Source organism: Pseudomonas sp. MWU12-3103b (assembly GCF_023100615.1).
In the GTDB taxonomy this organism is placed as follows: Bacteria; Pseudomonadota; Gammaproteobacteria; order Pseudomonadales; family Pseudomonadaceae; genus Aquipseudomonas; species Aquipseudomonas putida_A.
In genome coordinates this window covers 48,133-74,167 of sequence record NZ_JALMEY010000008.1, presented here as the reverse complement: position 1 = coordinate 74,167, position 26,035 = coordinate 48,133, and the positions used below count along the sequence as shown (strand labels likewise).

At 59.1% G+C, this 26,035-nt stretch carries 23 protein-coding genes; 14 read left to right on the top strand and 9 right to left on the bottom strand.

Features of this window, described 5'->3' with window-relative positions:
• Position 1: 1 nt before the first annotated feature.
• Both M0808_RS14160 and M0808_RS14155 read right to left on the bottom strand, forming a co-directional pair.
• Positions 2 to 1,603: a hypothetical protein gene (locus M0808_RS14160; protein WP_247841545.1), complete on the bottom strand. Its 1,602-nt coding sequence runs from the start codon at positions 1,601 to 1,603 to the stop codon at positions 2 to 4.
• A complete protein-coding gene (locus tag M0808_RS14155) occupies positions 1,600 to 2,853 on the bottom strand; it encodes a site-specific integrase (protein ID WP_247841543.1) in 1,254 nt (417 codons plus the stop codon). The genes M0808_RS14160 and M0808_RS14155 overlap by 4 nt, the downstream gene beginning before the upstream one ends.
• A gap of 94 nt (positions 2,854 to 2,947) precedes the next feature.
• On the opposite strand from M0808_RS14155, the gene dnaQ reads away from it, so the two are divergent.
• From dnaQ to M0808_RS14140, 3 genes are all read left to right on the top strand, one after another.
• Positions 2,948 to 3,706 (top strand): DNA polymerase III subunit epsilon, encoded by a 759-nt coding sequence (gene dnaQ / locus M0808_RS14150; RefSeq protein WP_247841541.1) that lies wholly within the window; start codon positions 2,948 to 2,950, stop codon positions 3,704 to 3,706.
• 244 nt (positions 3,707 to 3,950) lie between these two features.
• Positions 3,951 to 6,206, top strand: coding sequence for an Orn/Lys/Arg decarboxylase N-terminal domain-containing protein (locus tag M0808_RS14145; protein ID WP_096795962.1), 2,256 nt, complete (start codon positions 3,951 to 3,953; stop codon positions 6,204 to 6,206).
• Between the two features lie 14 nt (positions 6,207 to 6,220).
• Positions 6,221 to 6,835, top strand: coding sequence for a GNAT family N-acetyltransferase (locus M0808_RS14140; protein ID WP_041067268.1), 615 nt, complete (start codon positions 6,221 to 6,223; stop codon positions 6,833 to 6,835).
• On the opposite strand, the gene M0808_RS14135 is transcribed toward M0808_RS14140, so the two are convergent.
• On the bottom strand, positions 6,801 to 7,694 hold the full coding sequence (locus M0808_RS14135) for a LysR substrate-binding domain-containing protein (protein ID WP_247841539.1): 894 nt from the start codon (positions 7,692 to 7,694) through the stop codon (positions 6,801 to 6,803). The two genes, M0808_RS14140 and M0808_RS14135, sit on opposite strands and share 35 nt — an antisense overlap.
• 85 nt (positions 7,695 to 7,779) lie before the next feature.
• On the bottom strand, positions 7,780 to 8,010 hold the full coding sequence (locus tag M0808_RS14130; protein WP_007965845.1) for a hypothetical protein: 231 nt from the start codon (positions 8,008 to 8,010) through the stop codon (positions 7,780 to 7,782).
• Positions 8,011 to 8,193: 183 nt separating this feature from the next.
• Between M0808_RS14130 and M0808_RS14125 the strand changes: the two genes are divergently transcribed.
• Entirely contained in the window at positions 8,194 to 8,751 is a 558-nt protein-coding gene (locus M0808_RS14125; RefSeq protein WP_027613142.1) for an NAD(P)H-dependent oxidoreductase, read from the top strand.
• 160 nt (positions 8,752 to 8,911) lie between these two features.
• A complete protein-coding gene (locus M0808_RS14120) occupies positions 8,912 to 10,195 on the top strand; it encodes an arsenic transporter (protein ID WP_098968286.1) in 1,284 nt (427 codons plus the stop codon).
• 132 nt (positions 10,196 to 10,327) lie between these two features.
• Here the strand turns inward: M0808_RS14120 and M0808_RS14115 are convergent, their stop codons facing one another.
• Complete coding sequence (locus M0808_RS14115; protein WP_247841537.1) at positions 10,328 to 11,278, bottom strand: DUF1853 family protein; 951 nt, start codon at positions 11,276 to 11,278, stop codon at positions 10,328 to 10,330.
• A gap of 115 nt (positions 11,279 to 11,393) precedes the next feature.
• Here M0808_RS14115 and M0808_RS14110 point away from each other — a divergent pair, with 115 nt between their 5' ends.
• The 6 genes from M0808_RS14110 to pepN are packed head-to-tail and all read left to right on the top strand — an operon-like array spanning position 11,394 to position 17,910.
• The gene (locus M0808_RS14110; RefSeq protein WP_003224174.1) at positions 11,394 to 12,284 is read left to right on the top strand and encodes an NAD(+) kinase; all 891 of its coding nucleotides are present in this window, start codon (positions 11,394 to 11,396) and stop codon (positions 12,282 to 12,284) included.
• On the top strand, positions 12,284 to 13,255 hold the full coding sequence (locus tag M0808_RS14105; RefSeq protein ID WP_097087910.1) for a metallophosphoesterase: 972 nt from the start codon (positions 12,284 to 12,286) through the stop codon (positions 13,253 to 13,255). Before M0808_RS14110 ends, M0808_RS14105 begins: the two co-directional genes overlap by 1 nt.
• Positions 13,252 to 14,121: a rhomboid family intramembrane serine protease gene (locus M0808_RS14100; RefSeq protein ID WP_247841535.1), complete on the top strand. Its 870-nt coding sequence runs from the start codon at positions 13,252 to 13,254 to the stop codon at positions 14,119 to 14,121. Before M0808_RS14105 ends, M0808_RS14100 begins: the two co-directional genes overlap by 4 nt.
• Before the next feature lie 33 nt (positions 14,122 to 14,154).
• A complete protein-coding gene (locus M0808_RS14095; protein ID WP_003224178.1) occupies positions 14,155 to 14,415 on the top strand; it encodes a DUF1315 family protein in 261 nt (86 codons plus the stop codon).
• A complete protein-coding gene (locus M0808_RS14090; RefSeq protein ID WP_027613137.1) occupies positions 14,412 to 15,242 on the top strand; it encodes a DUF2797 domain-containing protein in 831 nt (276 codons plus the stop codon). Before M0808_RS14095 ends, M0808_RS14090 begins: the two co-directional genes overlap by 4 nt.
• Positions 15,243 to 15,252: 10 nt before the next feature.
• The gene (gene pepN / locus M0808_RS14085; RefSeq protein ID WP_247841533.1) at positions 15,253 to 17,910 is read left to right on the top strand and encodes an aminopeptidase N; all 2,658 of its coding nucleotides are present in this window, start codon (positions 15,253 to 15,255) and stop codon (positions 17,908 to 17,910) included.
• Positions 17,911 to 18,028: 118 nt separating this feature from the next.
• On the opposite strand, the gene katG is transcribed toward pepN, so the two are convergent.
• The gene (katG, locus tag M0808_RS14080; RefSeq protein ID WP_247841531.1) at positions 18,029 to 20,299 is read right to left on the bottom strand and encodes a catalase/peroxidase HPI; all 2,271 of its coding nucleotides are present in this window, start codon (positions 20,297 to 20,299) and stop codon (positions 18,029 to 18,031) included.
• A 359-nt stretch (positions 20,300 to 20,658) separates the two neighbouring features.
• Here katG and M0808_RS14075 point away from each other — a divergent pair, with 359 nt between their 5' ends.
• Positions 20,659 to 21,093, top strand: a complete 435-nt coding sequence (locus M0808_RS14075; protein WP_247841529.1) for a hypothetical protein — start codon at positions 20,659 to 20,661, stop codon at positions 21,091 to 21,093.
• A 42-nt stretch (positions 21,094 to 21,135) separates the two neighbouring features.
• On the opposite strand, the gene M0808_RS14070 is transcribed toward M0808_RS14075, so the two are convergent.
• The gene (locus M0808_RS14070) at positions 21,136 to 23,367 is read right to left on the bottom strand and encodes an LTA synthase family protein (RefSeq protein WP_247841527.1); all 2,232 of its coding nucleotides are present in this window, start codon (positions 23,365 to 23,367) and stop codon (positions 21,136 to 21,138) included.
• Between the two features lie 308 nt (positions 23,368 to 23,675).
• On the opposite strand from M0808_RS14070, the gene M0808_RS14065 reads away from it, so the two are divergent.
• Complete coding sequence (locus M0808_RS14065) at positions 23,676 to 24,692, top strand: ABC transporter substrate-binding protein (protein ID WP_247841525.1); 1,017 nt, start codon at positions 23,676 to 23,678, stop codon at positions 24,690 to 24,692.
• Between the two features lie 39 nt (positions 24,693 to 24,731).
• On the opposite strand, the gene M0808_RS14060 is transcribed toward M0808_RS14065, so the two are convergent.
• Both M0808_RS14060 and M0808_RS14055 read right to left on the bottom strand, forming a co-directional pair.
• Positions 24,732 to 24,929: a helix-turn-helix transcriptional regulator gene (locus M0808_RS14060; RefSeq protein WP_098968294.1), complete on the bottom strand. Its 198-nt coding sequence runs from the start codon at positions 24,927 to 24,929 to the stop codon at positions 24,732 to 24,734.
• Complete coding sequence (locus M0808_RS14055) at positions 24,926 to 25,300, bottom strand: hypothetical protein (protein ID WP_003224193.1); 375 nt, start codon at positions 25,298 to 25,300, stop codon at positions 24,926 to 24,928. The genes M0808_RS14060 and M0808_RS14055 overlap by 4 nt, the downstream gene beginning before the upstream one ends.
• 182 nt (positions 25,301 to 25,482) lie before the next feature.
• Here M0808_RS14055 and M0808_RS14050 point away from each other — a divergent pair, with 182 nt between their 5' ends.
• Positions 25,483 to 25,977: a hypothetical protein gene (locus M0808_RS14050; protein ID WP_098968295.1), complete on the top strand. Its 495-nt coding sequence runs from the start codon at positions 25,483 to 25,485 to the stop codon at positions 25,975 to 25,977.
• Positions 25,978 to 26,035 lie beyond the last annotated feature (58 nt).

The window sequence follows — 26,035 nt, the reverse complement described above, 5'->3', positions numbered from 1 at the left end:
TTTATTTTTCTTCCAATTCGGCTTTGCGTTTCTCGCACAATGCAATAACCGTTTTGACGGCCCTGATATCCTTGTCAAGCTGAAGAGGTGCCAACATTCGGCGCGACTTGCTCGGCAAATGGATGTTGTTTTCTTCTTCTTGGCGATCAATGAGCCGAATCAAGACCTCTTCGTGTGGCCCGTACACCCAGGGCTGAAATTTGCTGCACCGGTAGCAGGGGATCGGTACCGAAGCGGAGCAAAATCCTGATTCGCCGCAAGTGCCCACACCCTTGCGTCCATCCAACTCAATTCGGCTGGTCGGATCATCGCCTCGAATAGCGTGGGACTCGTCATCCCTGATTACTCCGCTGAATGCTTGTGCCAAAGGAGCAAGCAGCGTCCCAACGTCGTTGTTGAGGGTTCGCGAGCGTTCAGCTGGATCGTCATAGTAGGAATCGAGAGAAATTGGGGACTCGTGCCCCATCCAGTACTGAAGAACCTTCCTCGGTACTCCCAACCTTGCCAATTGACGGGCGCGTGTATGCCGCATCCGATACGCAAACTCGTGAAGAAGTTCTCCTGTCCTCTCGGAGAATACGGGGCTACCATCTTTCCTTAGAAGGATTTGGGAGATTGATGACGCGCTTTTGTGCCAGATTAGCGAATAGTAGTATTCGCCAACATCAGCATACTTATCTGCAAGATTTTTCCTTCTCTTAAGTGCCGGCTCATAAAGCGTAATGAAAAAAGGAAGCTGGGCTCGTTCGGTCTCGCTCAGAGTTTTTCCGAAAAAAAGCTCGAAAGATTCGATGGAGTTTTTGATCTGAAGTTGGCAGATATCCCAGAGGTCATCCCCCATTGGGTGAACTTCAAATTTTCCGTCGCGAAACTCTCCGGAATGCTCGTCCTTTACGCTAGGGAAGGATACGCGCTTTCCCGAGACGCCAAAGTTTGATCCCGCTGCCTCAAAGTCCATGTTTTTTAAGTATGAAAGTTGTTTGGGGCGTCTGCCGTATTGAGCATTTAATAGCATAGCTACGCTATTTTGTAGACTAACCTGACCTGTACCATAGTCATGCCACATCGTGCTGACAAGGTCGTCATATTCTTGTTCCGAATACCAGCCGGTATCGATATTACCCGCCACGGCTCTACTGTTCGGCTTATGATAGGGTCGGTGTAGTCTATGAACAGTGTCAATCACCTCATCACTAACGCCAGGGATACCTAGCGAGTGCCAGACGATTAATAGGTTGCCGATATCGTTGGTCGTTTTGTTGTTTTCGGAACTAATAAGTTTCGAATATGATTCTGGTGTGAAAGCTAATGTCGGGTTAATTCGCAAAACCTTTGACAAGCAGCGAATTCCGTTGCGCATTGTACTGGCGGACAGTTTTCCGGTGCGGCCAATAGTTGTTACCATGGATTTAAAGCCATCAACGGTTTTTTCATCCATGGCAAGAATTGAAGTGATCTCCATTCCATAGTGGCCGACCAGATTTAGATGATCTCCGTTGAACTCAGCAATAAACCCTCTTTTGTTTTTAACGCTGCTTTTATCAAATTCTTCAAGTGTGACCAGAATCTGTGCTGGGGTGTCAAGCTTTTCACGGGCGCTCATTTGTTCTTCCTGCTTTTACTGTCTTTTGCTGTATCTTCAGCAATTGCCAAACCTGTTTTAAATGCGGACTCGCGCACGTATCGACGATCATAGACTTTGGCGGATTCTGATCCTGCCGCCCACCCCATGAGATACTCTCTGTCAGAGCGTTCTTTTGCCTCACTCAAACCCTCTTTCTCACACTTAAGTGAAAAACGGTAGTTCCAATCATGGCGGAGCAAATGAGGGTGAAGATGCCTCAAGCGCGCGTCTTTTTTGATCATCTCCGTAAGAGCAGCCCTGAAAGTATTCAGAGTGATCTCTCGTCCTTGACCTTCTCCCTTTTTGTGCTTTACGAAAATGAAAGCGGTCTTCTCAAAGCCCACATTGGGAATGTCGGCGCGCCAAGTCCCTAAGTATTCAAGGATCTTCTTTTCAAGTTCGGGAGAGATCGCGATATCTCGGCCTAATGTCTTCGCGACAGGCTGCATTTGACGGCGGTCATACCGATCATCATGGTTGCGCTCAACAACAATGTAGGGATGATCACCACCCCGGGCGGGAAGGAAGTGCTCTAACTTCAGGCTTAAGAGCTCTCCCGCTCTCATGCCAGTATCGTAAAGAATGTAGAGTGCCAGCGCATTGCGAAAGGCAATGCCCTTATCAAATGCGGTTGCATCGTCATCGTAGGGATTGGCGAACATCTCCAGCAACGCTTCCCGAGTGACCTCATTCAGCTTTTTGTCGAGTTGTTTTTGTTTTGCTGCTGAAGAGGAGCCGGGTTTGACCTTGCGCTCCAATAGGCTCTTCTCAAGCTTCTCGATGAGCGCATAGTTTTCCGGTGCGTTCGAGTCCTGGGTGAGGTGACCAAAGAGCCAAAGTAGATAACGGGCAAGTACCTTCAGAGAGTTGTTGATGCGTCTGCCCGTCACCTGAGTGCCATCGTCCTCGCGGCTGCTAACGGAGATGTGTTGGGTCAGGGACTCCACTTCAGGGAGTGATAGCAGCTTCTTGGTGGCGAACCGTAGCTCAAGGTCGATGCCTTGGTTACAGGCCCAGGTGTACAGGCTTTTCAGGACGTAGAGGTTCGACCTTTGGGTGTTCGCCGTAAGGCTTGCCATCCGAAGGGTGGTGTAGGCCGTTGGATAGAACAGCGGAAAACCGTCACCATCGGTATCATAGAGGAGGGCGAAGCGCCTGCCGTTCCTGGCAATGTGATCCTTCACCTTCAGTGTCTGTTTACGTTTTTGATCGGACTTTGTATTTTTCATTTTTGGTTTTTACATTTTTTAGCCGGATTTTGGAAGCGGATCTCCCTCACGGGCTGCTACCATAGGGCTTCTAGGTCGAGGTTATTTACTCTTTATGGTTAACAGGTTAGTAGTACTCGATACCGAAACCACCGGCATGCCGGTGACCGATGGTCACCGGATCATTGAAATCGGCTGTGTCGAACTGATCGGTCGGCGCCTGACGGGCCGGCATTTTCACGTCTACCTGCAACCGGATCGCGAGAGTGACGAAGGCGCGATCGGCGTTCACGGCATCACCAACGAATTCCTCGTCGGCAAACCGCGTTTCGCCGAAGTGGCCGACGAGTTCTTCGAGTTCATCAACGGCGCGCAACTGATCATCCATAACGCGGCGTTCGACGTTGGCTTCATCAACAACGAATTTGCCTTGATGGGTCAGCACGATCGCGCTGACATCACGCAGCACTGCACCATCCTCGACACCCTGATGATGGCCCGGGAACGTCACCCGGGGCAGCGCAATAGCCTCGACGCCTTGTGCAAACGTTATGGCGTCGACAACTCCGGCCGTGAACTGCACGGCGCCTTGCTCGACTCGGAGATTCTCGCCGACGTCTACCTGACCATGACCGGTGGCCAGACCAGCCTGTCGCTGGCCGGCAACGCTTCCGACGGCAATGGCACGGGCGAGGGCGCGGACAACTCCGCCACGGAAATCCGTCGTCTGCCGGCGAGTCGTCAGCCTGCGCGGATCATTCGGGCGACGGAAGATGAACTGGCGGCGCATATGGCGCGGCTGGAAATCATCGCCAAATCCGCCGGTGGCCCGGCGCTGTGGACGCAGATTGCCGAGGCTGATGCTCAAGCTTGACCCCCTCTGTGGCGAGGGAGCTTGCTCCCGCTTGGCTGCGAAGCAGTCATAAAACCTGAATGCACTATTGATGCTGAACGAATACTGGGGGCCACTTCGCGCCCCAGCGGGAGCAAGCTCCCTCGCCACAAAAGCCGAGTCAGGCTGAATGAAGCCAACTGGCCACCCTCGCCACTTTCGCTGCAACCCTCTACCCTGAGTGCATTGGCAGACTTTGATCCGCCGCCTCGGGACACTGAGCCTCATGTACAAAGATTTGAAGTTTCCGGTGTTGATCGTCCACCGCGACATCAAGGCCGACACGGTCGCCGGTGACCGTATCCGTGGCATCGCCCGGGAGTTGGAGCAGGAAGGTTTCAATATCGTTTCGGCCATCGACTACACCGAAGGGCGGTTGGTGGCCTCCACCCATCATGGTCTGGCGTGCATGCTGATCGCTGCCGAAGACGCCAGCACCAACTCGCATCTACTCCAAAACATGGCTGAACTGATCGGTCTGGCGCGAGTGCGGGCGCCGGATCTGCCGATCTTTGCCCTCGGCGAACAAGTCACCCTGGAAAACGCCCCCGCCGATGCCATGGCCGAGCTCAATCAACTGCGCGGCATTCTCTACCTGTTCGAAGACACTGTGCCGTTTCTGGCGCGGCAAGTGGCGCGGGCCGCGCGCAAGTATCTGGACGGTCTGCTGCCGCCGTTTTTCAAGGCGCTGGTGCAGCACACCGCCGACTCCAACTATTCCTGGCACACCCCCGGGCATGGCGGTGGCGTGGCTTATCACAAGAGTCCGGTGGGGCAGGCGTTTCACCAGTTCTTTGGCGAAAATACCCTGCGTTCGGACTTGTCGGTATCGGTGCCGGAACTCGGTTCGCTGCTCGATCACACCGGCCCGCTGGCTGAGGCCGAAGAACGTGCGGCGCGCAACTTCGGCGCCGATCACACGTTTTTCGTGATCAATGGCACCTCGACCGCCAACAAGATCGTCTGGCACTCGATGGTCGGTCGGGATGATCTGGTGCTGGTCGATCGCAACTGCCACAAGTCGGTGCTGCACGCGATCATCATGACCGGCGCGATCCCGCTGTACCTGTGCCCGGAGCGCAATGAGCTGGGGATCATCGGCCCGATTCCGCTGAGCGAATTCAGTCGCGAATCGATTCAGGCCAAGATCGACGCCAGCCCGCTGACCAAGGGCCGGGCGCCGAAAGTCAAACTGGCGGTGGTGACCAATTCGACCTACGACGGCCTGTGCTACAACGCCGAGCTGATCAAACAGAGCCTGGGCAACAGCGTGGAAGTCCTGCATTTCGATGAGGCGTGGTACGCCTACGCAGCGTTTCACGAGTTCTTCGCCGGGCGCTATGGCATGGCCACCTCGCGCACAGAAGACAGCCCGCTGGTGTTCACCACACACTCCACCCACAAACTGCTCGCCGCGTTCAGCCAGGCCTCGATGATTCATGTGCAGGACGGCGGAGCGCGGCAACTGGACCGTGACCGTTTCAACGAAGCGTTCATGATGCACATCTCGACTTCGCCGCAGTACAGCATCATCGCTTCGCTGGATGTGGCCTCGGCCATGATGGAAGGCCCGGCCGGGCGTTCGCTGTTGCAGGAAACCTTCGATGAGGCGCTGAGTTTTCGCCGGGCGCTGGCCAATCTGCGCGAGCACATTGCGGCAGATGACTGGTGGTTCTCGATCTGGCAGCCGCCCGGCGTCGAAGGCATCGATCGGGTGCAGACCGAAGACTGGCTGTTGCAGCCGGATGCCGACTGGCACGGCTTCGGCGAAGTCAGTGACGACTATGTGCTGCTCGACCCGATCAAAGTGACCCTGGTCATGCCCGGGTTGAATGCCGGTGGCGCGCTGAGCGAGAAGGGCATCCCGGCGGCGGTGGTCAGCAAGTTCCTCTGGGAGCGCGGGCTGGTGGTGGAGAAGACCGGGTTGTATTCGTTCCTGGTGCTGTTCTCGATGGGCATCACCAAGGGCAAGTGGAGCACGCTGCTCACCGAATTGCTGGAATTCAAGCGCAGTTACGACGCCAACGTCAGTCTCGCGACCTGCCTGCCGTGCGTGGCGCAGCAAGACACCGCGCGCTATCGCGGCATGGGCCTGCGTGACCTGTGCGATCAACTGCACGCCTGTTACCGCAGCAATGCCACGGCCAAACATCTCAAACGCATGTACACGGTGCTGCCGGAAATCGCCATGAAGCCGGCCCATGCCTATGATCATCTGGTGCGCGGCGAAGTCGAGGCGGTGCCGATCGATGAGCTGGAAGGAAGGATCGCGGCGGTGATGCTGGTGCCGTATCCACCGGGAATTCCATTGATCATGCCCGGCGAGCGCTTTACCGAGGCAACCCGCTCGATCATTGACTACCTGAAGTTTGCCCGCACGTTCGACAGCAGCTTCCCCGGTTTTGTCGCTGATGTGCATGGACTGCAACATGAAGACGAGGGCAATGGACGGCAGTACACCGTCGATTGCGTCAAGGAATGAGGACTTTTCCGAGTATGCAACCGGTCATGAATCCGAAATACCCAGGGCTGTCGGTGCGCGTCGCCGACGATGGTTTCGCGGCGTACATCTGGGGCAGCGACTTCAGTTTCGAGGTCGCCGCGTACGGTGCCGCCGTCATTGGCCAACCGGTCGAGCGCTGGGCGGTGACGCCGATCGTGCCGTACCGCAAGTGCTATGGCATCGACCCTGAAGAGTTCAGCAGCTATCGCGATGCCGCCGACAGCGCGATTTTCATGGCGTATCTCGATGATGAGCCGGTCGGTCATCTGGTGATCAGCACTAACTGGAATGGCTTCGCCCATATCGATGAGCTGGCGGTGCACGCACCGGCGCGCCGGCATGGTGTGGCCAAGGCGTTGCTGGATGTCGCGCAGTTCTGGAGTCGCAAGAAAAAACTGCCGGGGATCATGCTCGAAACCCAGAACAACAACCTCGGCGCCTGTCGTTTGTATGAGCGTTGTGGCTACGAGATTGGCGGTATCGACCATTTGCGTTATCGCGGGATTGATCCGAACACTGCGGAAATTGCGTTGTTCTGGTACCGGCTGTTCGATAACCCGCTGGAAAACCCGCTCAGCTCGCCAGCATCGCCTCGGCTTGTTCCGTGACAATCGTCAGCAGGGTCTGAATCGCTGTCGGCGTGGCGCTGTGTCGGTAGGTCAGGGCATACAGGCTGATCGGCACCGCCGGTGACAACGGGCTGACATCCAGTCCGCTCGTCCGCGCGCCGAGGGCGGTGAACGGGTCGACGATGGCCAGGCCTTCGCCGGCCTCGACCATGCTGCGCATCATCTGATGGGTTTGCACTCGGGTCTGGATGCTCGGCGCCGGGCGTAGGGCCTGGAGTTTGTTCTCCAGCGCCGGGCTCAATGGGTCGTGGCCTTCGAGGCCAACCATTGCCTGGCCAGCGAGATCCTGCAGGGAAATGTATTTCTGCTTCGGTTGCAGCCAGCCGTGGGGCGCGAGCAGTTGCAGCTTGCCGTGGGCCAATGGCTGGCAGTGGATGTCGGGGTGTTCCGGATCGTGCAGGCTCAGGCCCAGATCGCTTTCGCGCAGCAGCAGGCTGCGGACGATGTCGCAGGTCGGAGAGCTGAGCAAGCGGCAAGGAGCGTCGGGCAAGCGTCGGCGCAGCAGCGCGATACTTTGCGGCAACAGCTGTTGCGCCAGCGGCGGGGTGCCGATGATGCGCAGGGGCGGGGCGAGGTATTGCTTGAGGCTGCTGGCCAGACGCTGCACCGGTTCCAGTGCCTCATAGACGTGAGCGATTTCCACCTGCAACGCCCGCGCTTCAGGCGTCGATTGCAGCCGGCCGCGTACGCTGGCGAACAGCATGAACCCCAACTCGCTCTCGGCTTCGCGCAAACGCTCTTCGACCTCGGTCACCGGGAGCTGCAGCCATTCGGCGGCGGTGCCCAGGTGACCGGTCTGCAAGAGCGCCTGAATCACTTCGATATGACGTAAACGCATGCGTGAAGTCCATGTTCAGCAGGTGGGGTCAGTGGCTGAATCCTACCCCAAGTCTGCGCATATGACTTCTGCTCATAACGGCCAGTTATGACGCGACGGTTGTCTCAGGCTCACGGGTCAGGGTGATACCTGACTGAACCAGGAGAAACTCGGTGTCACTGACTTTGTTGACGCGATCGCCAATGGCCAGTTTGTAAATCGGCTCCGAGCCAGTGGAACCGTCTGCCGACGGGGTGGATTCCTGGAACTCATGCACGGAATAAACGCGGCCTTCCGCATCTCTTGCATGGAACTGACCGACGAGTACTGCTGCCATCTGCTTAGAACCTCTGGAGATAAAACGCTTGATTTGCGGCTTGGTAGACCGTCATCAAGCCCTGTAAGTTTTCCTACAGGAAAAAAATAATCAGCGCGCAGGAATTTCCCTTGCTCGCTGGTGAAACTGTCATCGAATCATCTATAACTACTGGCTCTTCCCACCGACAGTCGAGAGTCTTCCATGAGCAATGTCTACAACGTCGCTGTAGTCGTCGGCAGCCTGCGCAAAGCATCGATCAACCGCAAAGTCGCGCTGGCGCTGGCCGAACTGGCACCGGCGAACCTCAAACTGAAGATTGTCGAGATTGGCGACCTGCCACTCTATAACGAAGACATCGACGGCGATTCACCGCCGGCAGCCTACAGCACTTTCCGCCAGGAAGTCGGTTCTTCCGACGCGGTGCTGTTCGTCACCCCGGAATATAACCGCTCGGTGCCGGCGCCTTTGAAGAATGCGATTGACGTGGGTTCACGGCCGTATGGCAAAGCCGTCTGGAGCGGCAAACCGGGTGCGGTGATCAGCGTGTCGCCGGGGGCGATCGGCGGTTTTGGCGCCAACCAGCATTTGCGTCAGTCCTTCGTGTTTCTCGATGTGCCGTGCATGCAGCAGCCGGAAGCGTATCTGGGTGGCGCGGGTTCGGCGTTTGACGAGGCGGGCAAGTTGAGCGAGTCGGTGAAACCGTTCCTGCAGAATTTCATCAATGCGTATGGGAAATTTGTGGAACAACACAAAAAATAATCTGGTCAGAGCTTCGATAAAACAGAGATCCTGTGGGAGCGGGCTTGCTCGCGAAGGCGGTGTGTCAGACACAAAGTTGTCATCTGACACACCGCCTTCGCGAGCAAGCCCGCTCCCACATTTGGATCTCCACTCATTGAATAATTGAAGGCTGTCGCGAATGCTCGCTGCGTCACTGATCTTCCTGCTGACCATCACCCTTGTCATCTGGCAACCCAAAGGCCTCGGGGTCGGCTGGAGCGCGACGCTCGGCGCCGTGCTGGCACTGATCTTCGGCGTCGTGCACCTGAGCGATATTCCGCTGGTGTGGCAGATCATCTGGAACGCCACCGGCACCTTCGTTGCGCTGATCATCATCAGCCTGTTGCTCGACGAAGCCGGTTTCTTCGCCTGGGCCGCGCTGCACGTGGCGCGCTGGGGGCGGGGCAGTGGGCGCAAGCTGTTTGCCTTCATGGTGCTGCTCGGCGCGCTGGTATCGGCGTTGTTCGCCAATGACGGCGCGGCGCTGATCCTCACGCCGATCGTGATTTCCATGCTGCTGGCGCTGCGCTTTTCCCCGGCGGCGACCTTGGCGTTCGTCATGGGCGCCGGCTTCATCGCCGACACCGCGAGCCTGCCGCTGGTGGTGTCGAACCTGGTCAACATCGTTTCGGCGGACTTCTTTCACATCGGCTTCAACCGCTATGCGGCGGTGATGGTGCCGGTCAACTTCGTCAGCGTGGCCGCGACGCTTGGCGTGCTGATGTGGTTTTTCCGGCGCGACATTCCCAAGGCTTACGACCCCGAACAGCTCGAACAGCCGCACACGGCGATCCACGACAAGGCCACATTCTATGCCGGTTGGGTAGTGCTGGTGATTCTGTTGATCGGCTGCTTCTTCCTCGAACAGCTGGGCATCCCGATCAGCGCGATCTCGGCGGTCTGTGCGGCGCTGCTGCTGGGGATCGCCGCCCGAGGCCACAAGATTTCCACGCGCAAGGTGTTGAAAGAAGCGCCGTGGCAGATCGTGATTTTCTCCCTCGGCATGTATCTGGTGGTGTATGGCCTGCGCAATGCCGGGCTGACTGGGTATCTCGCTGGCTGGCTGGATGTGTTCGCCGGGTACGGCGTATGGGGCGCGGCGCTGGGCACCGGGGTGCTGACGGCGCTGTTGTCATCGATCATGAACAACTTGCCGACAGTGCTGATCGGCTTGTTGTCGATCGATGCCAGTCAGGCCAGCGGTGTGATCAAGGAAGCGATGATCTACGCCAACGTGATCGGCAGCGATCTGGGGCCGAAAATCACCCCGATCGGCAGCCTGGCGACCTTGCTCTGGCTGCATGTGCTGGCGCGCAAGGATATCCGGATTGGTTGGGGGTATTACTTCAAGGTCGGGATTGTCCTGACGGTGCCGGTGTTGTTGATTACCTTGGCGGCTTTGGCGTTGCGGTTATCCATCTAGAACGCGTTGGCCCCTTCGCGAGCAAGCCCGCTCCCACATTTTGAGCAGCATTCCAAATGTAGAAATTGGAATGCCATCCCCTTGTGGGAGCGGGCTTGCTCGCGAAAGGGCCGGTCCAGGCACTGCAGAAACTCAGGCCTGGCCCGGCACATTCGGCCAAAGATCCGCCACCAGAAACAACCGCTCCGCCTCTTCCCATTCGCCCTGCGCATTCTCGGTCAGGCGCACCAGCAGTTGCGCCGGGGCCGTCGGTTCCAGGTCGTCCAGCCACATCTGCAGATGTTCAGCACTCCAGGTCTGATCCGCCGGGTAGTGTGCCGGCGCCAGCCACGCATGGCGGGGCAGGGGTTGCCAGCGCCCGGCCGGACGTTGAGCGACGAACGCCGGCCAATCCTTCTGATGCAGCCAACTGCCACGCAGGTGCTGCGGATGCGCGCCTTTCGGTGGTTCGGCCTGACCGGGCCACGGGTACAGCAGATAACCGCCCAGCCACAACTGCGCACTGAACACCTCGATATCCAGCTTCGCCAGCACCTCGCGACTTTCCGGGCGCGCCGAGATCGGCAGTTGGTGTTCGGCCAGATGCGCCAGTTTGCGGTCCAGTCGATCATGACAACCCGGCCCCAGCCATTGCGCCGGGTCGTGGCCGTCGCCTTCCTGCGGGCCGAGGTAGAGCTTGATCGCCAGTTCAAGGTGATGCACGCCGTCGCGGTCGCGCAGCAGCATGTCCAGTTCACCGAGGGTGTGGCCTTCGCGGCGGATCGGCAGGTTGGCGGCAATCAGCTCGATGCCCGGCGCATGCTGCACGGCAAACTGCCACAACCGTTCGTAATACAGGCCCAGCCGCCGGGTACGCGCCTGCGACAGCCAGTGCAGCAAACCATAACTGTCACGATCAAGTTGCCGCAGCCAGTGCTCCAGGCGCTGCGGATCACTGACCCAGTCGCTGCCGGCCAGCGGATGGCGCTGCGGCCACGGCGTCGCGGCCAGCATTGGCGGGGCGAGAATCACCCACGCCAGGTCACGCACTTCGGGATGGCGTAATTGGTGTGGCAACTGGAGCAGGTCGGGAAACAGGATCATCTTGCGAGCATAGCCTTAAACACGCGCGCACCCTTGTGGCTGAAAGGATTTTGTCTATGGCGGGCTTTCGCCCATAATCGTGTTTTTCGCGTTTTCGATTGTCCGCAGAGGTCCCATGGAGCAATTTCGTAATATCGGCATCATCGGTCGCCTGGGCAGTTCCCAGGTGCTGGATACCGTCCGCCGACTGAAACGCTTTCTGCTCGATCGTCACCTGCACGTGATTCTCGAAGACACCATCGCCGAAGTCCTGCCGGGCCATGGCCTGCAAACCTCGTCACGCAAGATGCTCGGCGAAGTCTGCGACATGGTCATCGTCGTCGGCGGTGACGGCAGCCTGCTCGGCGCCGCGCGGGCGCTGGCCAAGCACAATATTCCAGTGCTGGGGATCAACCGTGGCAGCCTCGGTTTTCTCACCGACATTCGCCCCGATGAGCTGGAAGTTGAAGTGGCCAAGGTGCTCGACGGCCATTATCTGGTGGAAAACCGCTTCCTGCTGCAAGCCGAAGTTCGCCGGCATGCCGAGGCCATTGGCCAGGGCGATGCGCTGAACGACGTGGTGCTGCACCCGGGCAAATCGACGCGGATGATCGAGTTCGAGCTGTACATCGACGGCCAGTTCGTCTGCAGCCAGAAGGCCGACGGCCTGATCGTCGCTACGCCGACCGGTTCCACCGCGTACGCGCTGTCCGCTGGCGGGCCGATCATGCATCCCAAGCTCGATGCCATTGTGATCGTGCCGATGTACCCCCATATGTTGTCGAGCCGGCCAATTGTGGTCGATGGCAACAGTGAGCTGAAAATCGTCGTGTCGAAAAACATGCAGATTTACCCGCAAGTCTCCTGCGACGGGCAGAACCACTTCACCTGCGCGCCGGGCGACACCATCACCGTGAGCAAAAAAGCGCAGAAGCTGCGGCTGATTCACCCGCTCGACCACAACTACTACGAAGTCTGCCGGACCAAGCTCGGCTGGGGCAGCAAGTTGGGTGGTGGAGGCGACTGATGCTCGATCCCGCGCGCAGTTATGACTTGATTGGTGACGTGCACGGATGCGCCCTGACCCTCGAACACTTGCTTGACCGTCTCGGTTATCACAAGCAGGGCGGGGTCTGGCGGCATCCATCGCGCATGGCCGTGTTCGTCGGCGACATCATCGACCGTGGCCCGCGAATCCGCGAGGCATTGCACATCGTCCACGACATGGTCGAGGCCGGGCAGGCGCTGTGCATCATGGGCAATCACGAATTCAACGCACTGGGCTGGAGCACGCCGGCGCTGCCGGGCAGCGGCAAGCAGTTCGTCCGAGAGCACACGCCGCGCCATGCACGCCTGCTGCAGGAAACCCTGACCCAGTTCGAAGACCATCCGGGCGATTGGCATGATTTCCTCAACTGGTTCTACGAGCTGCCGCTGGTGGTTGATGCCGGGCGCTTCCGTGTGGTGCACGCCTGTTGGGATGCCAGCCTGATCGAACCGTTACGCGGGCTGTTTCCCGATGCGCGCATCGACGAGCATTTTCTCCAGGCCTCGGCCGTGCCCGGCAGTTTCGCCTGCACCGTATTCGACCGCTTGCTGCGCGGCACCGACATGCGCCTGCCGGATGGTCTGACCATGACCAGCGGCGACGGTCTGGTGCGTTCGTTCTTCCGCACCAAATTCTGGGAAGACGACCCGAAAACCTACGGCGACATCGTCTTCCAGCCAGATGCGCTGCCGGAGCCGGTGGCGCAGAAGCCGCTGACCTCCAGCGAAAAAAACAATCTGCTGCGCTACGGCATTGACGAGCCGTTGTTGTTCGTCGGCCACTACTGGCGCAGCGGCAAACCGGCGCCGATCCGCCCGAACCTCGCGTGTCTCGATTACAGCGCGGTGCTCTACGGCAAACTGGTGGCCTATCGTCTGGATCAGGAAACACGTCTGGATCCGCATAAATTTGTCTGGGTCGATGTCGAACGGCCGGAGGTGCTGCAATGAGTGCGGTAGCGGTATTGCGTCTGCCGTTGGCGGTGGATCTGAGCGGTTTCGTCAAGCTGCTGCAACGGATGCAGGTGCCGCATCGAGTCAGCGAAGAGGCGGGCGAGCAGGTGCTGTGGGCGCCTTCGGAAATCAGCGAGGACGTGCGTTCGCTGTACGAGCGCTTCCCGGCCGGTGACCCCGATCAGCAACTGGACATCCCGCTGGCGCCGACCTTCAAGCGTCCGAGCTTCGCCGAGCAACTCAAACACGCCAAGGCCACCGGGTTTATCCTGCTGCTGAGCCTGCTGGTCGGTGGCCTGACCTATCTGGGTGACAACCTCGACACCATTCGCTGGCTGACCTTCCTCGACTTCCGCGTGGTCGGCGAGTACATCCAGTTCACGCCGCTGGCCGACAGCCTGGCGGCGGGGCAGTGGTGGCGCCTGTTCACGCCGATGCTGCTGCACTTCGGCATCCTGCACCTGGCCATGAACGGCATGTGGTACTGGGAGCTGGGGCGGCGCATCGAGTCACGTCAGGGCAGCATCAACCTGCTCGGTCTGACCCTGCTGTTCAGCCTGGTGTCGAACTACGCGCAGTTTGCCTGGAGCGGCCCGAGCCTGTTTGGCGGCTTGTCCGGCGTGCTCTACGGTTTGCTCGGCCATTGCTGGATTTTCCAGTTGCTGGCGCCGAACCCGGCGTATCGCCTGCCGCGTGGCGTGCTGGTGATGATGCTGGTGTGGCTGGTGATTTGCATGTCCGGACTGGTCTCGATGATCGGTTTCGGCCAGATCGCCAACGCCGCGCACGTCAGCGGGTTACTCATCGGATGCTTCACCGGTTTGTTGGGCGGTTTGTATAACCGCCGTAAACTGGCCGCCTGAAATTTTAAGTGAATAAAGAGCACGGAGACCCTGATGTCCTCTTTTAACGACATGATCAAAAACATCACCCCGGACATCTACGAGAGCCTGAAACTGGCCGTGGAAATCGGCAAGTGGTCCGACGGCGGCAAACTCACCGCCGAACAGCGCGAGCTGTCGCTGCAGGCGATGATCGCCTGGGAAATCCAGAACCTGCCTGAAGACCAGCGCACCGGTTACATGGGCCCGCAGGAATGTGCGTCGAAGTCGATCGAAGTACCGAACATCCTGTTCAAGTCGGATGCCATCCATTGATCGAGATTGGCCGCGGTGCAATCAGCAAAATGTCGGCGCGCCTGGACGGGCCGAATGTGCAATACGCGTTTCGTCTGGATGACGTCGAGGTGCCGGTCAACCCCATGATCGGCACCACGGTGCGTCTGGAGTACCTGGGGGCGATTCATTGCACCCATTGCGGGCGCAAGACCAAAACCAGTTTCAGTCAGGGTTACTGCTACCCGTGCATGACCAAACTGGCGCAGTGCGATCTGTGCATCATGAGCCCGGAGCGTTGTCACTTCGAGGCCGGTACCTGCCGGGAGCCTGAGTGGGGGCAGAAGTTCTGCATGACTGATCATGTGGTGTATCTGGCCAACTCGTCGGGGATCAAGGTCGGTATCACCCGCGCCACGCAGTTGCCGACCCGTTGGCTGGATCAGGGCGCGAGTCAGGCGCTGCCGATCATGCGCGTATCGACGCGCCAGCAGTCGGGCTTCGTCGAAGACCTGTTCCGCAGCCAGGTGGCCGACAAGACCAACTGGCGCGCGTTGCTCAAGGGCGATGCGGCGGCGGTGGATCTGGCCCAAGTGCGCGACCAGCTGTTCGAAAGCTGCGCCGAGGGCTTGCAAGGCCTGCAACAGCGATTCGGCCTACAAGCAATTCAGACGATTGCCGATGTAGAACCTCTCGAAATCCGCTATCCGGTCGAGCAATACCCGGCCAAAATCGTCAGCTTCAACCTGGACAAGAACCCGATTGCCGAAGGCACGCTGCTGGGAATCAAGGGGCAGTACCTGATTTTTGACACCGGCGTGATCAACATTCGTAAATACACGGCCTATCAGCTCGCCGTGCATCAATAAGGATTCCAGCATGCGCACCGAACAACCGAAGATGATTTACCTGAAAGACTATCAGGCGCCCGAGTACCTGATCGACGAGACGCACCTGACCTTCGAGCTGTTCGAAGACCACAGCCTGGTCCACGCGCAACTGGTGATGCGCCGCAACCCGGAGCGTGGCCCGGGCCTGCCGCCGCTGGTGCTCGACGGCCAGCAACTGGAGCTGCTGTCGGTAACCCTGGCCGACCAGGAACTGAGCGCCGGCGATTATCAGCTGAGCGAAAACACCCTGACCCTGCAACCGGCCAGCGCCAGCTTCACCGTCGACACCAGCGTCAGGATCCATCCGGAAACCAATACCGCGCTGGAAGGCCTGTACAAGTCCGGCACGATGTTCTGTACCCAGTGCGAAGCCGAAGGCTTCCGCAAGATCACCTATTACCTCGACCGCCCGGACGTGATGAGCAAGTTCACCACCACGGTGGTCGCCGAGCAGCACAGCTATCCGGTGCTGCTGTCCAACGGCAACCCGATTGCCTCCGGCCCGGGCGAAGACGGCCGACACTGGGCGACTTGGGAAGACCCGTTCATGAAACCGGCGTACCTGTTCGCGCTGGTGGCCGGTGATTTGTGGTGTGTCGAAGACACCTTTACCACCATGACCAATCGCAATGTTGCACTGCGCATTTACGTCGAGCCGGAAAACATCGACAAGTGCCAGCACGCGATGAACAGCCTGAAGAAGTCGATGCGCTGGGACGAGGAGGTCTACGGTCGCGAGTACGATCTGGACATCTTCATGATCGTCGCCGTCAACGACTTCAACATGGGCGCGATGGAGAACAAGGGCCTCAACATTTTCAACTCCAGCGCCGTGCTGGCCCGCGCCGAAACCGCCACCGACGCCGCGCACCAGCGGGTCGAGGCAATCGTCGCCCACGAATACTTCCACAACTGGTCGGGCAACCGCGTGACCTGCCGCGACTGGTTCCAGCTGTCGCTCAAGGAAGGCTTCACCGTGTTCCGCGACGCCGGTTTCTCCTCGGACATGAACTCGGCCACGGTCAAGCGCATCCAGGACGTGGCGTACCTGCGTACTCACCAGTTCGCCGAAGATGCAGGTCCCATGGCCCACGCGGTGCGCCCGGACAGCTTCATCGAGATTTCCAACTTCTACACCCTGACCGTGTACGAAAAAGGCTCGGAAGTGGTCGGCATGATTCACACCCTGCTGGGCGCCGAAGGCTTCCGCAAGGGCAGTGACCTGTACTTCGAACGCCATGATGGCCAGGCCGTGACCTGCGACGACTTCGTCAAGGCCATGGAAGATGCCAACGGTGTCGACCTGACCCAGTTCAAACGCTGGTACAGCCAGGCCGGGACGCCGCGTCTGGCGGTCAGCGAGTCCTACGACGCCGCGGCGAAAACCTACAGCCTGACCTTCCGCCAGAGCTGCCCGGAAACCCCGGACAAAGTGGAAAAACTGCCGTTCGTGATCCCGGTCGAACTCGGTCTGCTCGACAGCAAAGGCCACGCGATCGCGTTGCGTCTGGCCGGTGAAACGTCGGCCCAGGGCACCACCCGCGTGATCTCGGTGACCGAGGCTGAGCAGACCTTCACCTTCGTCGACATCGCTGAACAGCCGCTGCCATCGTTGCTGCGTGGTTTCTCGGCACCGGTGAAACTGAGCTTCCCGTACAACCGCGATCAGTTGATGTTCCTGATGCAGCACGACAGCGACGGCTTCAACCGCTGGGATGCCGGTCAGCAGCTGTCGGTGCAGGTCCTGCAGGAGCTGATCGCCCAGCAGCAGAAGGGCGAGAGCCTGGTGCTCGATCCGCGTCTGATCTCGGCGCTGAAAACCGTGCTGTCCGACGAGTCGCTGGATCAGGCCATGGTCGCCGAAATGCTTTCGCTGCCGAGCGAAGCGTATCTGACCGAAATCAGCGAAGTGGCGGATGTCGAGGCGATCCACACCGCTCGCGAGTTTGCCCGCAAGCAACTGGCGGACAACCTGTTCGAAGCGCTGTGGCTGCGTTATCAGACCAACCGCGATTTGTCGAAGCAGACGCCATACGTGGCAGAGGCTGAACACTTTGCCCGTCGCGCGCTGCAGAACATTGCGCTGTCGTACCTGATGCTCAGCGGCAAGCCCGAAGTGCTGGCCGCTACGCAGGAACAGTTCGAAAACAGCGACAACATGACCGAGCGCCTCACCGCGCTGGCGGTGCTGGTCAACTCGCCGTTCGAAGAACAGAAGGCCAAAGCGCTGGCGACCTTCGCCGAGCACTTCAAGGACAACCCGCTGGTCATGGATCAGTGGTTCAGCGTGCAGGCCGGCAGCACTTTGCCGGGCGGTCTGGCGCGGGTCAAAGCGTTGATGCAGCACCCGGCGTTCAACATCAAGAACCCGAACAAGGTGCGTGCGCTGGTCGGCGCGTTTGCCGGGCAGAACCTGATCAACTTCCACGCCGCCGACGGTTCGGGCTACCGCTTCCTCGCGGATCTGGTGATCGAACTGAACGGCTTCAACCCGCAGATTGCCTCGCGGCAACTGGCGCCGCTGACCCGCTGGCGTAAATACGACAGCGCCCGTCAGGCGTTGATGAAGGCTGAGCTGGAGCGGATTCTGGCTTCCGGTCAGCTGTCCAGCGATGTATATGAAGTGGTGAGCAAAAGCCTGGCGTAACGCATAACGAAATGTGGGAGCGGGCTTGCTCGCGAAAGCGGTGTGTCAGACACGGAGATGTCGACTGGTATACCGCATTCGCGAGCAAGCCCGCTCCCACAGGTTTTTGCGTTTTCTGTTATTTCAGGTCGAATCGATCCAGCTCCATCACCTTGGCCCACGCCGCCACGAAGTCTTTGACGAACTGTTCCTTCGCGTCAGAGCTCGCATACACCTCGGCCAGCGCGCGCAGGATCGCGTTGGAACCAAACACCAGATCAACCCGCGTCGCCGTCCACTTCACGCTACCGGTTTTACGGTCGCGTCCTTCGAACTCGTCCGCTGCCGCTGACGTCGGCTTCCACTCCACGCCCATGTCCAGCAGGTGGGTGAAGAAGTCGTTGCTCAGGGTTTCCGTGCGCGAGGTGAACACGCCATGCCGGCTCTGCCCGACATTCGCCCCCAATACCCGCAGACCACCGACCAGTACGGTCATTTCCGGAGCGGAGAGGGTGAGCAATTGCGCCTTGTCGATCAGCAGCGCCTCGGCCGACACGGTGTATTTGCCCTTGCTGTAGTTGCGGAAACCATCGGCAATCGGTTCGAGGAAACCAAACGACTCGACATCGGTTTGCTCCTGAGTCGCGTCGGTGCGTCCTGGATTGAACGGCACAGAGACCGAGTGCCCGGCGTTTTTCGCCGCTTGCTCGACCCCGGCGTTACCCGCCAGCACGATCAGATCCGCCAGCGAGACTTTCTTGCCGGATGATCCGGCGTTGAACTCGTTCTGAATGCCCTCCAGGGTCTTCAGCACCTTGTCCAGTTGCTCCGGCTGGTTGGCCTGCCAGAATTTCTGCGGGGCCAGACGCAGACGTCCGCCGTTGGCGCCACCCCGTTTGTCCGAACCACGGAATGTCGAGGCCGCGGCCCAGGCGGTGGACACCAGTTGCGACACCGACAGACCGGACGCCAGCACTTTGCTTTTCAGCGCCGCCGCATCATTGCTGTCGATCAGTGGGTGAGTGGCATCGGGAATCGGGTCTTGCCACAGCAGTTCTTCGTTCGGCAGTTCCGGGCCGAGGTAGCGCGACAGCGGGCCCATGTCTCGGTGGATCAGTTTGTACCAGGCGCGGGCGAAGGCGTCGGCCAATTGGTCAGGATTGGCCAGGAAACGGCGGGCGATCGGCTCGTAGATCGGGTCGAAACGCAGCGCCAGGTCGGAGGTGAGCATGGTCGGCGAGAGTTTTTTGCTTGGATCATGCGCATGTGGAACAGTGCCTGCGCCGCCGCCGTTTTTCGGTTTCCACTGGTGCGCACCGGCCGGGCTTTTGAACAGTTCCCACTCGAAGCCGAACAGGTTTTCCAGGTAGTTGTTGCTCCACTGAGTCGGGGTCGTGGTCCAGGTGACTTCGAGGCCACTGGTGATGGTGTCGGCGCCTTTGCCGGTGCCGAATGCGTTGCGCCAGCCGAGGCCCTGTTCTTCCAGGCCGGCCGCTTCCGGCTCAGGCCCGACATTGTCGGCGGGGCCTGCGCCGTGGGTCTTGCCGAAGGCGTGACCGCCAGCGATCAGCGCAACGGTTTCTTCATCGTTCATGGCCATGCGGCCGAAGGTTTCGCGGATATCGCGGCCCGAAGCCACCGGATCCGGGTTGCCCTCGGGGCCTTCCGGGTTCACGTAAATCAGGCCCATCTGCACCGCTGCGAGCGGGTTTTCCAGATTGCGTTCGCCCTGATCGGTACGGCTTTGCTCTTTGCCGTGCAAGTCCGGTTCGGCCACCAGCGTGCCGTCACCGGGCTCCTGCATGGCTGACTTGTCTTTGCCGTAACGGCTGTCGCCGCCGAGCCATTCGCGTTCCGAACCCCAGTAGACGTCTTCGTCCGGTTCCCACACATCGGGACGTCCACCGGAGAAGCCGAAGGTCTTGAAGCCCATCGACTCCAGCGCGACGTTGCCGGTGAGCACAATCAGGTCGGCCCAGGAAATATTGCGGCCGTATTTCTGTTTGATTGGCCACAGCAGGCGCCGCGCTTTGTCGAGGCTGACGTTGTCCGGCCAGCTGTTGAGCGGAGCGAAACGCTGTTGCCCGGAGCCGGCGCCACCACGGCCATCGGAGGTGCGATAGGTGCCGGCGCTGTGCCAGGCCATGCGGATGAACAGCGGGCCGTAGTGGCCGAAGTCGGCTGGCCACCAGTCCTGCGAGTCGGTCATCAGCGCACGCAGGTCTTGTTTCAGGGCCTGGAAGTCCAGGCTCTGGAAGGCTTTGGCGTAGTCGAAGTCCTTGCCCAGCGGATCGGACTTGGGCGAGTGCTGGCTGAGGATCTTCAGGTTCAGTTGATTCGGCCACCAGTCACGGTTCGTCGTACCACCACCGGCGGCGTGGTTGAACGGGCATTTCGATTCGTTTGCCATGTTCGAGTCCTTATCAGGTCTTGTGCGGCCGGCTCGTGCCGGCTTCGGACTAGTAAGGCTAGACCCGACTTGGGCAGTCAGCTAATAGGCCGACTATTGGGGCGTGATAGGCGCAGTCTTTCGAGACCCTGGTAACGCGGGTCTATTCCATAGCTGCCTGATACTTTGCCGAAAACTGGTTTGATAGCGCCGTTAATGATTTTAAATATTGAACTTTTTATTTCGAATTGGGCTAGCGGCCTGTCAGATATGACAGTAGCGCTCGAAGTAATGGCGCATTAGCTTTGTCAGCGGAAGCAACGGTCTCAAGATTTTTGAGAGCCAATCATCACTATAAAACTATTTTGGAATGCATTCGGATGAACAAATCAATTAATACAAAGGAGCAACTTGATGCGCTGTTGCAGGAGGTTGGTCACGTCTCCGACGGTGTTTTCAATGCATCTGTTGGTAAAAGACCGTTCGTGTCTGCGACGAAGGGGAACGCGGTACTCTATGTAGCAAGAAACGACTTTTTCATTATTGGAGTTGACGACAATGAACGAGGTCATGTTGCTTTCTGCGTTCCACGGAGCCTGGTCGGAGACGGCCCTCATGATGTGGAGTGCTACAAGGGTGACTTGAGTTGGACCGCTGATGACAATGGCAATTACCAGCTTATTAAGTCAGGGCGGGCAAGGGTGACGTTTTTACGAAGAGAAGGATTTCCATACGCTGTTTCAGGTGATATCGATTTTGATTTTTCTGATGATGGGAAAGTAACAGGTAAATTTGAAATTAAGCTCCGTGAGTAAACGTCAAGGGACGGATCCAGCCAATCCGTCCCTTCCCTGATTTCAACTCGATTGCACAGTCTCATCATCCGGCAACGCATCCAGCGGATCTTCCTGCCCCGGCAATTCAGTAATCACACTGAAATCCGTGACCTCGACCGCACCCAATCCATAACCTAGCAAATGAAACGAGAAAGCCTTGCGTTGCTGCGGGTTGTCGAAGCTGAAATCCATCTCCAGCGGCTGATCGGCCGTGGCGACCATCTCGGTCGGCAGGCCCAGTTGCACGTCCTGTTCGAACTCCTTGGCCTTGAGCTGAATGTACGCCGCCTGCTGCGGGTCCACCGAGCGCACGGTCAGGCGCACGCGGGTGTGCGAGCCCTTGGGCATTTCCAGGTATTGCGCACCGATCAGGTTATCGGCCCAGTCATCCTTGATCTGCGCCTGTAGCGGGATGACGTTGTTGCTGCCGAACTGGTAACGCTGATTGAGCGGGGTGCGCAGCAGCGACAGGTCCAGCGCCATGGCCCGCGCGGCAATCTGTCGGGCCTGCTGGCTGCTTTCATTGCCCTTGAAGGTGGCGCGCTCGGCAATGAACCCGGCGCTTTCGTAGTAGCGGCAGCGGCGCGGCATGTCGCACTCGGAAAAGATCCCCTGGCCATTGTGGTAGCGCAGCTTGCCGTTGGTGTAGGACATGATTTCGCGTCCGCTGTCGTAGTCGCGGAACAGCGAACGGCCGCTCAGCGCTGACGGCACCGGCAGGTCGAAATAATCGAGGATCGACGCGCTCAGATCGACATGCCCGTAGACCCCGGCATTCAGTCGCGGCAGTTGCTCATGTTCCGGGGCCAGGGTCAGGTTGAAACCCCAGGACGACGCCAGACGCACGCCGTCGATGCCGTGGGATTCGTCCGAGGTGATCACCACCAGCGTGTCCTTGAGCACGCCCTGACGTTCGAGGCCGCTGAGGAACTGCTCCAGTGCATCGTCGAGGTAACCGACAGCCGCCTGTTTCGGCGTCTCGTAACGCGCCAGGTAGTCTTCCGGCGCGGAGTAGGGCTGGTGGGTGCCGACAGTCAGCAGGGTGAGCATCCACGGTTGCTTCTGCTTCTTCAGTTGGCCGACGTAATCCAGCGCGCCTTCGAAGAACGCCTTGTCATCCTTGCCCCACGGAAACTCCAGATAATTGGCGTTAGTGAACCATTCCAGACCATGGGTCGCATCGAAACCGATGTGCGGCATGATCTTGTCTTTGGCCATGAAACGCAGACCGGCGCCTTGCAGGTAATGAGTGCTGAAGCCGTTTTGCCGCAGCTGCGCCGGCAGGCAGGCCTGATTGCGCTCCTGCTGGGTGAGCATTTCCACGCCTTTGGGCGTGCCGTTGTTGAGCTTGTCGTAATCGCCACAGAGCATGGCGTACAGGCCGCGAATGGTCTGGTGCGTATGCAGCACGTAATCCGGGGTGTTCATGCCGCGCTCGGCCCAGCGGCTGAGATGGGGCATCAGGTCTTCCTGATAATGACTGCCGATGGCCTCGCGATTGGCGCGGATGTACGCGCCGGGGATGCCTTCCAGGGCGATGATCAGCACATTGCGCGCCTGACCCGGTGCGGCCAGCAGCTTGTGGCCATTGAGATCCAGATCGGTCAACCCGGCCATCTGTGGCGCGGGCTCTTCGACGTCACCGTCCAGCCATTCCTCGGCCTGCAACTGCAGCTCGGCGACTTGCGAGGCGAGCAACTGATGCGGCAGGTTGTACAGGCGCCACGGATCTTCCTCGCTTGGCCACTGGTTTTGCACGCCCCAGTGCGCGGCGAACAGCAGCGCCGGTGCGGCCCACACGGCGCGGGGCAGGGCAGCAGAGGTTTGCGTGCGATTGGCCAAGCGCGTCAGCAACCAGAGCAGCAGCGCCAGCAACAGGGCGGCGCCCAACGCCGGGTGGGCGAAACCGCCACCGGTGGAGTTTTCCACGAACTGCGGGTCAATCAGGTAATGCAGGTCGGACGGGTTCGGCAGTCGGCCGACAGCGCTGACCAACTCGGCCGTCGCCACCGCCAGCACCCCCCAGAACAGCAGCAACGGCAACGCGAGCCACCACGCGCGGCGATGCAGCAACAGCACCAGCAAACTGCCAATCGCCAGGTCGGATAAATAGCCCAGCGACGACGACCAGCCCAACGCCGCGCGCAGGCACACCGGTACGATCAGCACCAGCAGAATCAGGGAAAACAGGCGGGCATGCGGCTGCCGTAACCAACGCAATAAAACGCTCACAAACAAAGACCTTCCAGCCATCAAACCGTCATAAAAGTGTGCGCGATGATACCAAGGGTGGGCTGTCTGATCGCCCTTTTAAACACCCGGCTGATCCGCTCTCGCAAGCGCGGCGCAGGGCTTGAGGCCGTGACTGGCGTTGGTGTCAGCCCGCTAGCGACGGACGCCCAGCTTGTAACCGGTGGCAGATTTATTGTTTCAGGCTGTTTAAACCGGCGCACGATGGCAAACGTGAGCGTGCTATGGATATTCGATAACGGTATTTAATTTCTGTTTTTTATAGCGATAGAGTTCGGCCTTTCAGCAATCCACCCTGCTGCGAGGTTGTCATGGCCATACCGTTCAAACGTTCTGCGCTGACTCTGTTGGCCGCATCCCTGGCAGGCAGTCTGCTGTTCAGCACCGGCGCTCAGGCCGAAGGCAAGATCAGCATCGCCCAGCAATTCGGCATCGGTTATCTGATTCTCGATGTGGTGCGTGATCAGCAGTTGATCGAAAAACACGGCAAGGCGCAGGGGCTGGAGATCAAGGTCGACTGGAACAGCATCTCCGGCGCCACTGCGATGAACGAAGCGCTGCTGACCGGCGCGCTGGACGTGGTCTCCGCCGGGGTGCCGCCGATGCTCACCGTGTGGGATCGCACCCGTGGCAAACAGAACGTCAAGGCGATTGCCTCGCTCGGCTCGATGCCCAATTACCTGCTGACCAACAACCCCAACATCAAGACCCTGAAGGATTTCAGTGACAAGGATCGCATCGCCGTGCCGGCGGCGGGCGTGGGGTTCCAGTCGCGGACCCTGCAGATCGAAACGGCCAAGGAATTCGGCAATGACCAGTACAAAAAATTTGACGACATCTCGGTCAGCCTGCCGCATCCGGACGCCACGGCGGCGCTGATTGCCGGTGGTTCGGAAATCAACTCGCACTTCTCCAGCCCGCCGTTCCAGTATCAGGCGTTGCAAAACCCCAACGTGCACAAAGTGCTGAGTTCCTACGACGTGCTCGGCGGTCAGGCCACGTTCAACGTGCTCTACACCACGGAAAAATTCCACGACGAAAATCCCAGGACCTACAAGGCGTTCTACGACGCGTTGGCCGAAGCGGAAAAAATCATCAAGGCCGACAAGCCCGCCGCCGCCCAGGCGTACATCCGCGTCGAACAGTCCAAGCTGCCGCTGGCGCTGGTCGAGCAGATCGTCAAAGACCCGGAAATCGACTTCACGGTAGTGCCGCAGCGCACGTTTAGCTATGCCGAAAAATTGCAGGAACTGGGCGTGCTGAAGAACAAGGCTGACAGTTGGAAGGATTACTTTTTTGAAGAGGCGCATGGTGGCGCGGGGAGCTGACACCTCTCAGACAGCGCCCACCGTCAGCCAATTCGGCGATCAGTCCAAACCGTCGTCGAAGATGCTTTCAATCGGTAGCTCGAACGCCCGGGCAATCTGAAACGCCAGTGGCAGGCTAGGGTCATAACGCTCGTTTTCGATGGCGTTGATCGTCTGGCGCGACACCTTGAGGCGTTCAGCCAGATCGACCTGCGACCAGTTGCGCTCGGCGCGGAGTGCCTTGAGGCGATTTTTCATTGGTAGCGACGTCGCGCGATTTGCAGGCCGAGAATCCACATGGCGCCCATCACAGGCCACACGCAAGTCCACGGTATGTGTGGGGCGCCGACGTTTTCCAGAAAACCGTAACTGAAGGTCAGCAGCGCTGAGGCGGCGAAGGCAAATCCCAGCGCTTCGAACTGTATACGCAGATGCATTTCGTCCATGCGCCGCATGTTGCGCACGATGCTCCAGCACATCAATCCTGCCGGGATAATCGGTGTCAGCGCGACGGCTGAACGCAGAATCATGTTGGCATCCGTCAGGTATTGCGTAGCGATCACTGAGGCCGTCAACACCAGCATATAGAGGATCAACGCCGCGCCCATTTCAAGGTAGTACCGGTTCATTCTTCAACTTCCTGTGTAAAAGACCCTTTACATACTTGCTAAAATTTTTCCTTATGTAAAGCAAGCTTTCCATAAACCTCGACCGGGTTGTTTCTGGACAGCCTGATGGCCACTCAGTAGCATTCGAGCCCAACGGATTTCCCTTCGCACGTCGTCCGACGTGGAGTTCTCAAGGAATCGACATGCGCGACACCCCCAATGGCGAACAACGAACGGTCGTGACCTTGGTCAACGGCGAGATTCATCACGAAACCCAGATCAGTTTCAGTTCGGTGTCGGTCGTCAATGGCGAAGTGCGGGTGCATACCGCTGAAGGCAATCAGATAAATGTCCAGGTACCGGGGGCGGATTTCTCATTGCGCTTTGATCTGGATGGAGTGCAGCAGATTCCAGTGGCGCAGCAGGCACCGGTTGAAACGGTGCCCGTCGACAACAACCTGAAGCTGTTCACCTGGAAAACCGTACTGATCACCCTTGGGCTGTGGACGGTGGTCAACCTGATCACTGGTTGGCTGGGATTTTTTGCGGCGGCCGGTTATCTCGGTTATCGCTGGAGTCAGGTGTTGAAGCGCAAGCAGCAGTTGGCGGCGGCGCCCGTGGAGAAAACTGCGGCGGCATCGCGCTCGGGGATGTCGAGAGAAAGCGTGCGCAATGCACTGGCCCGCAAGCGCGGCTGACATGCGCGATAAAAAAGGGGCGACCTGATCATCGATCAGGCCGCCCCTTTTTATTGCC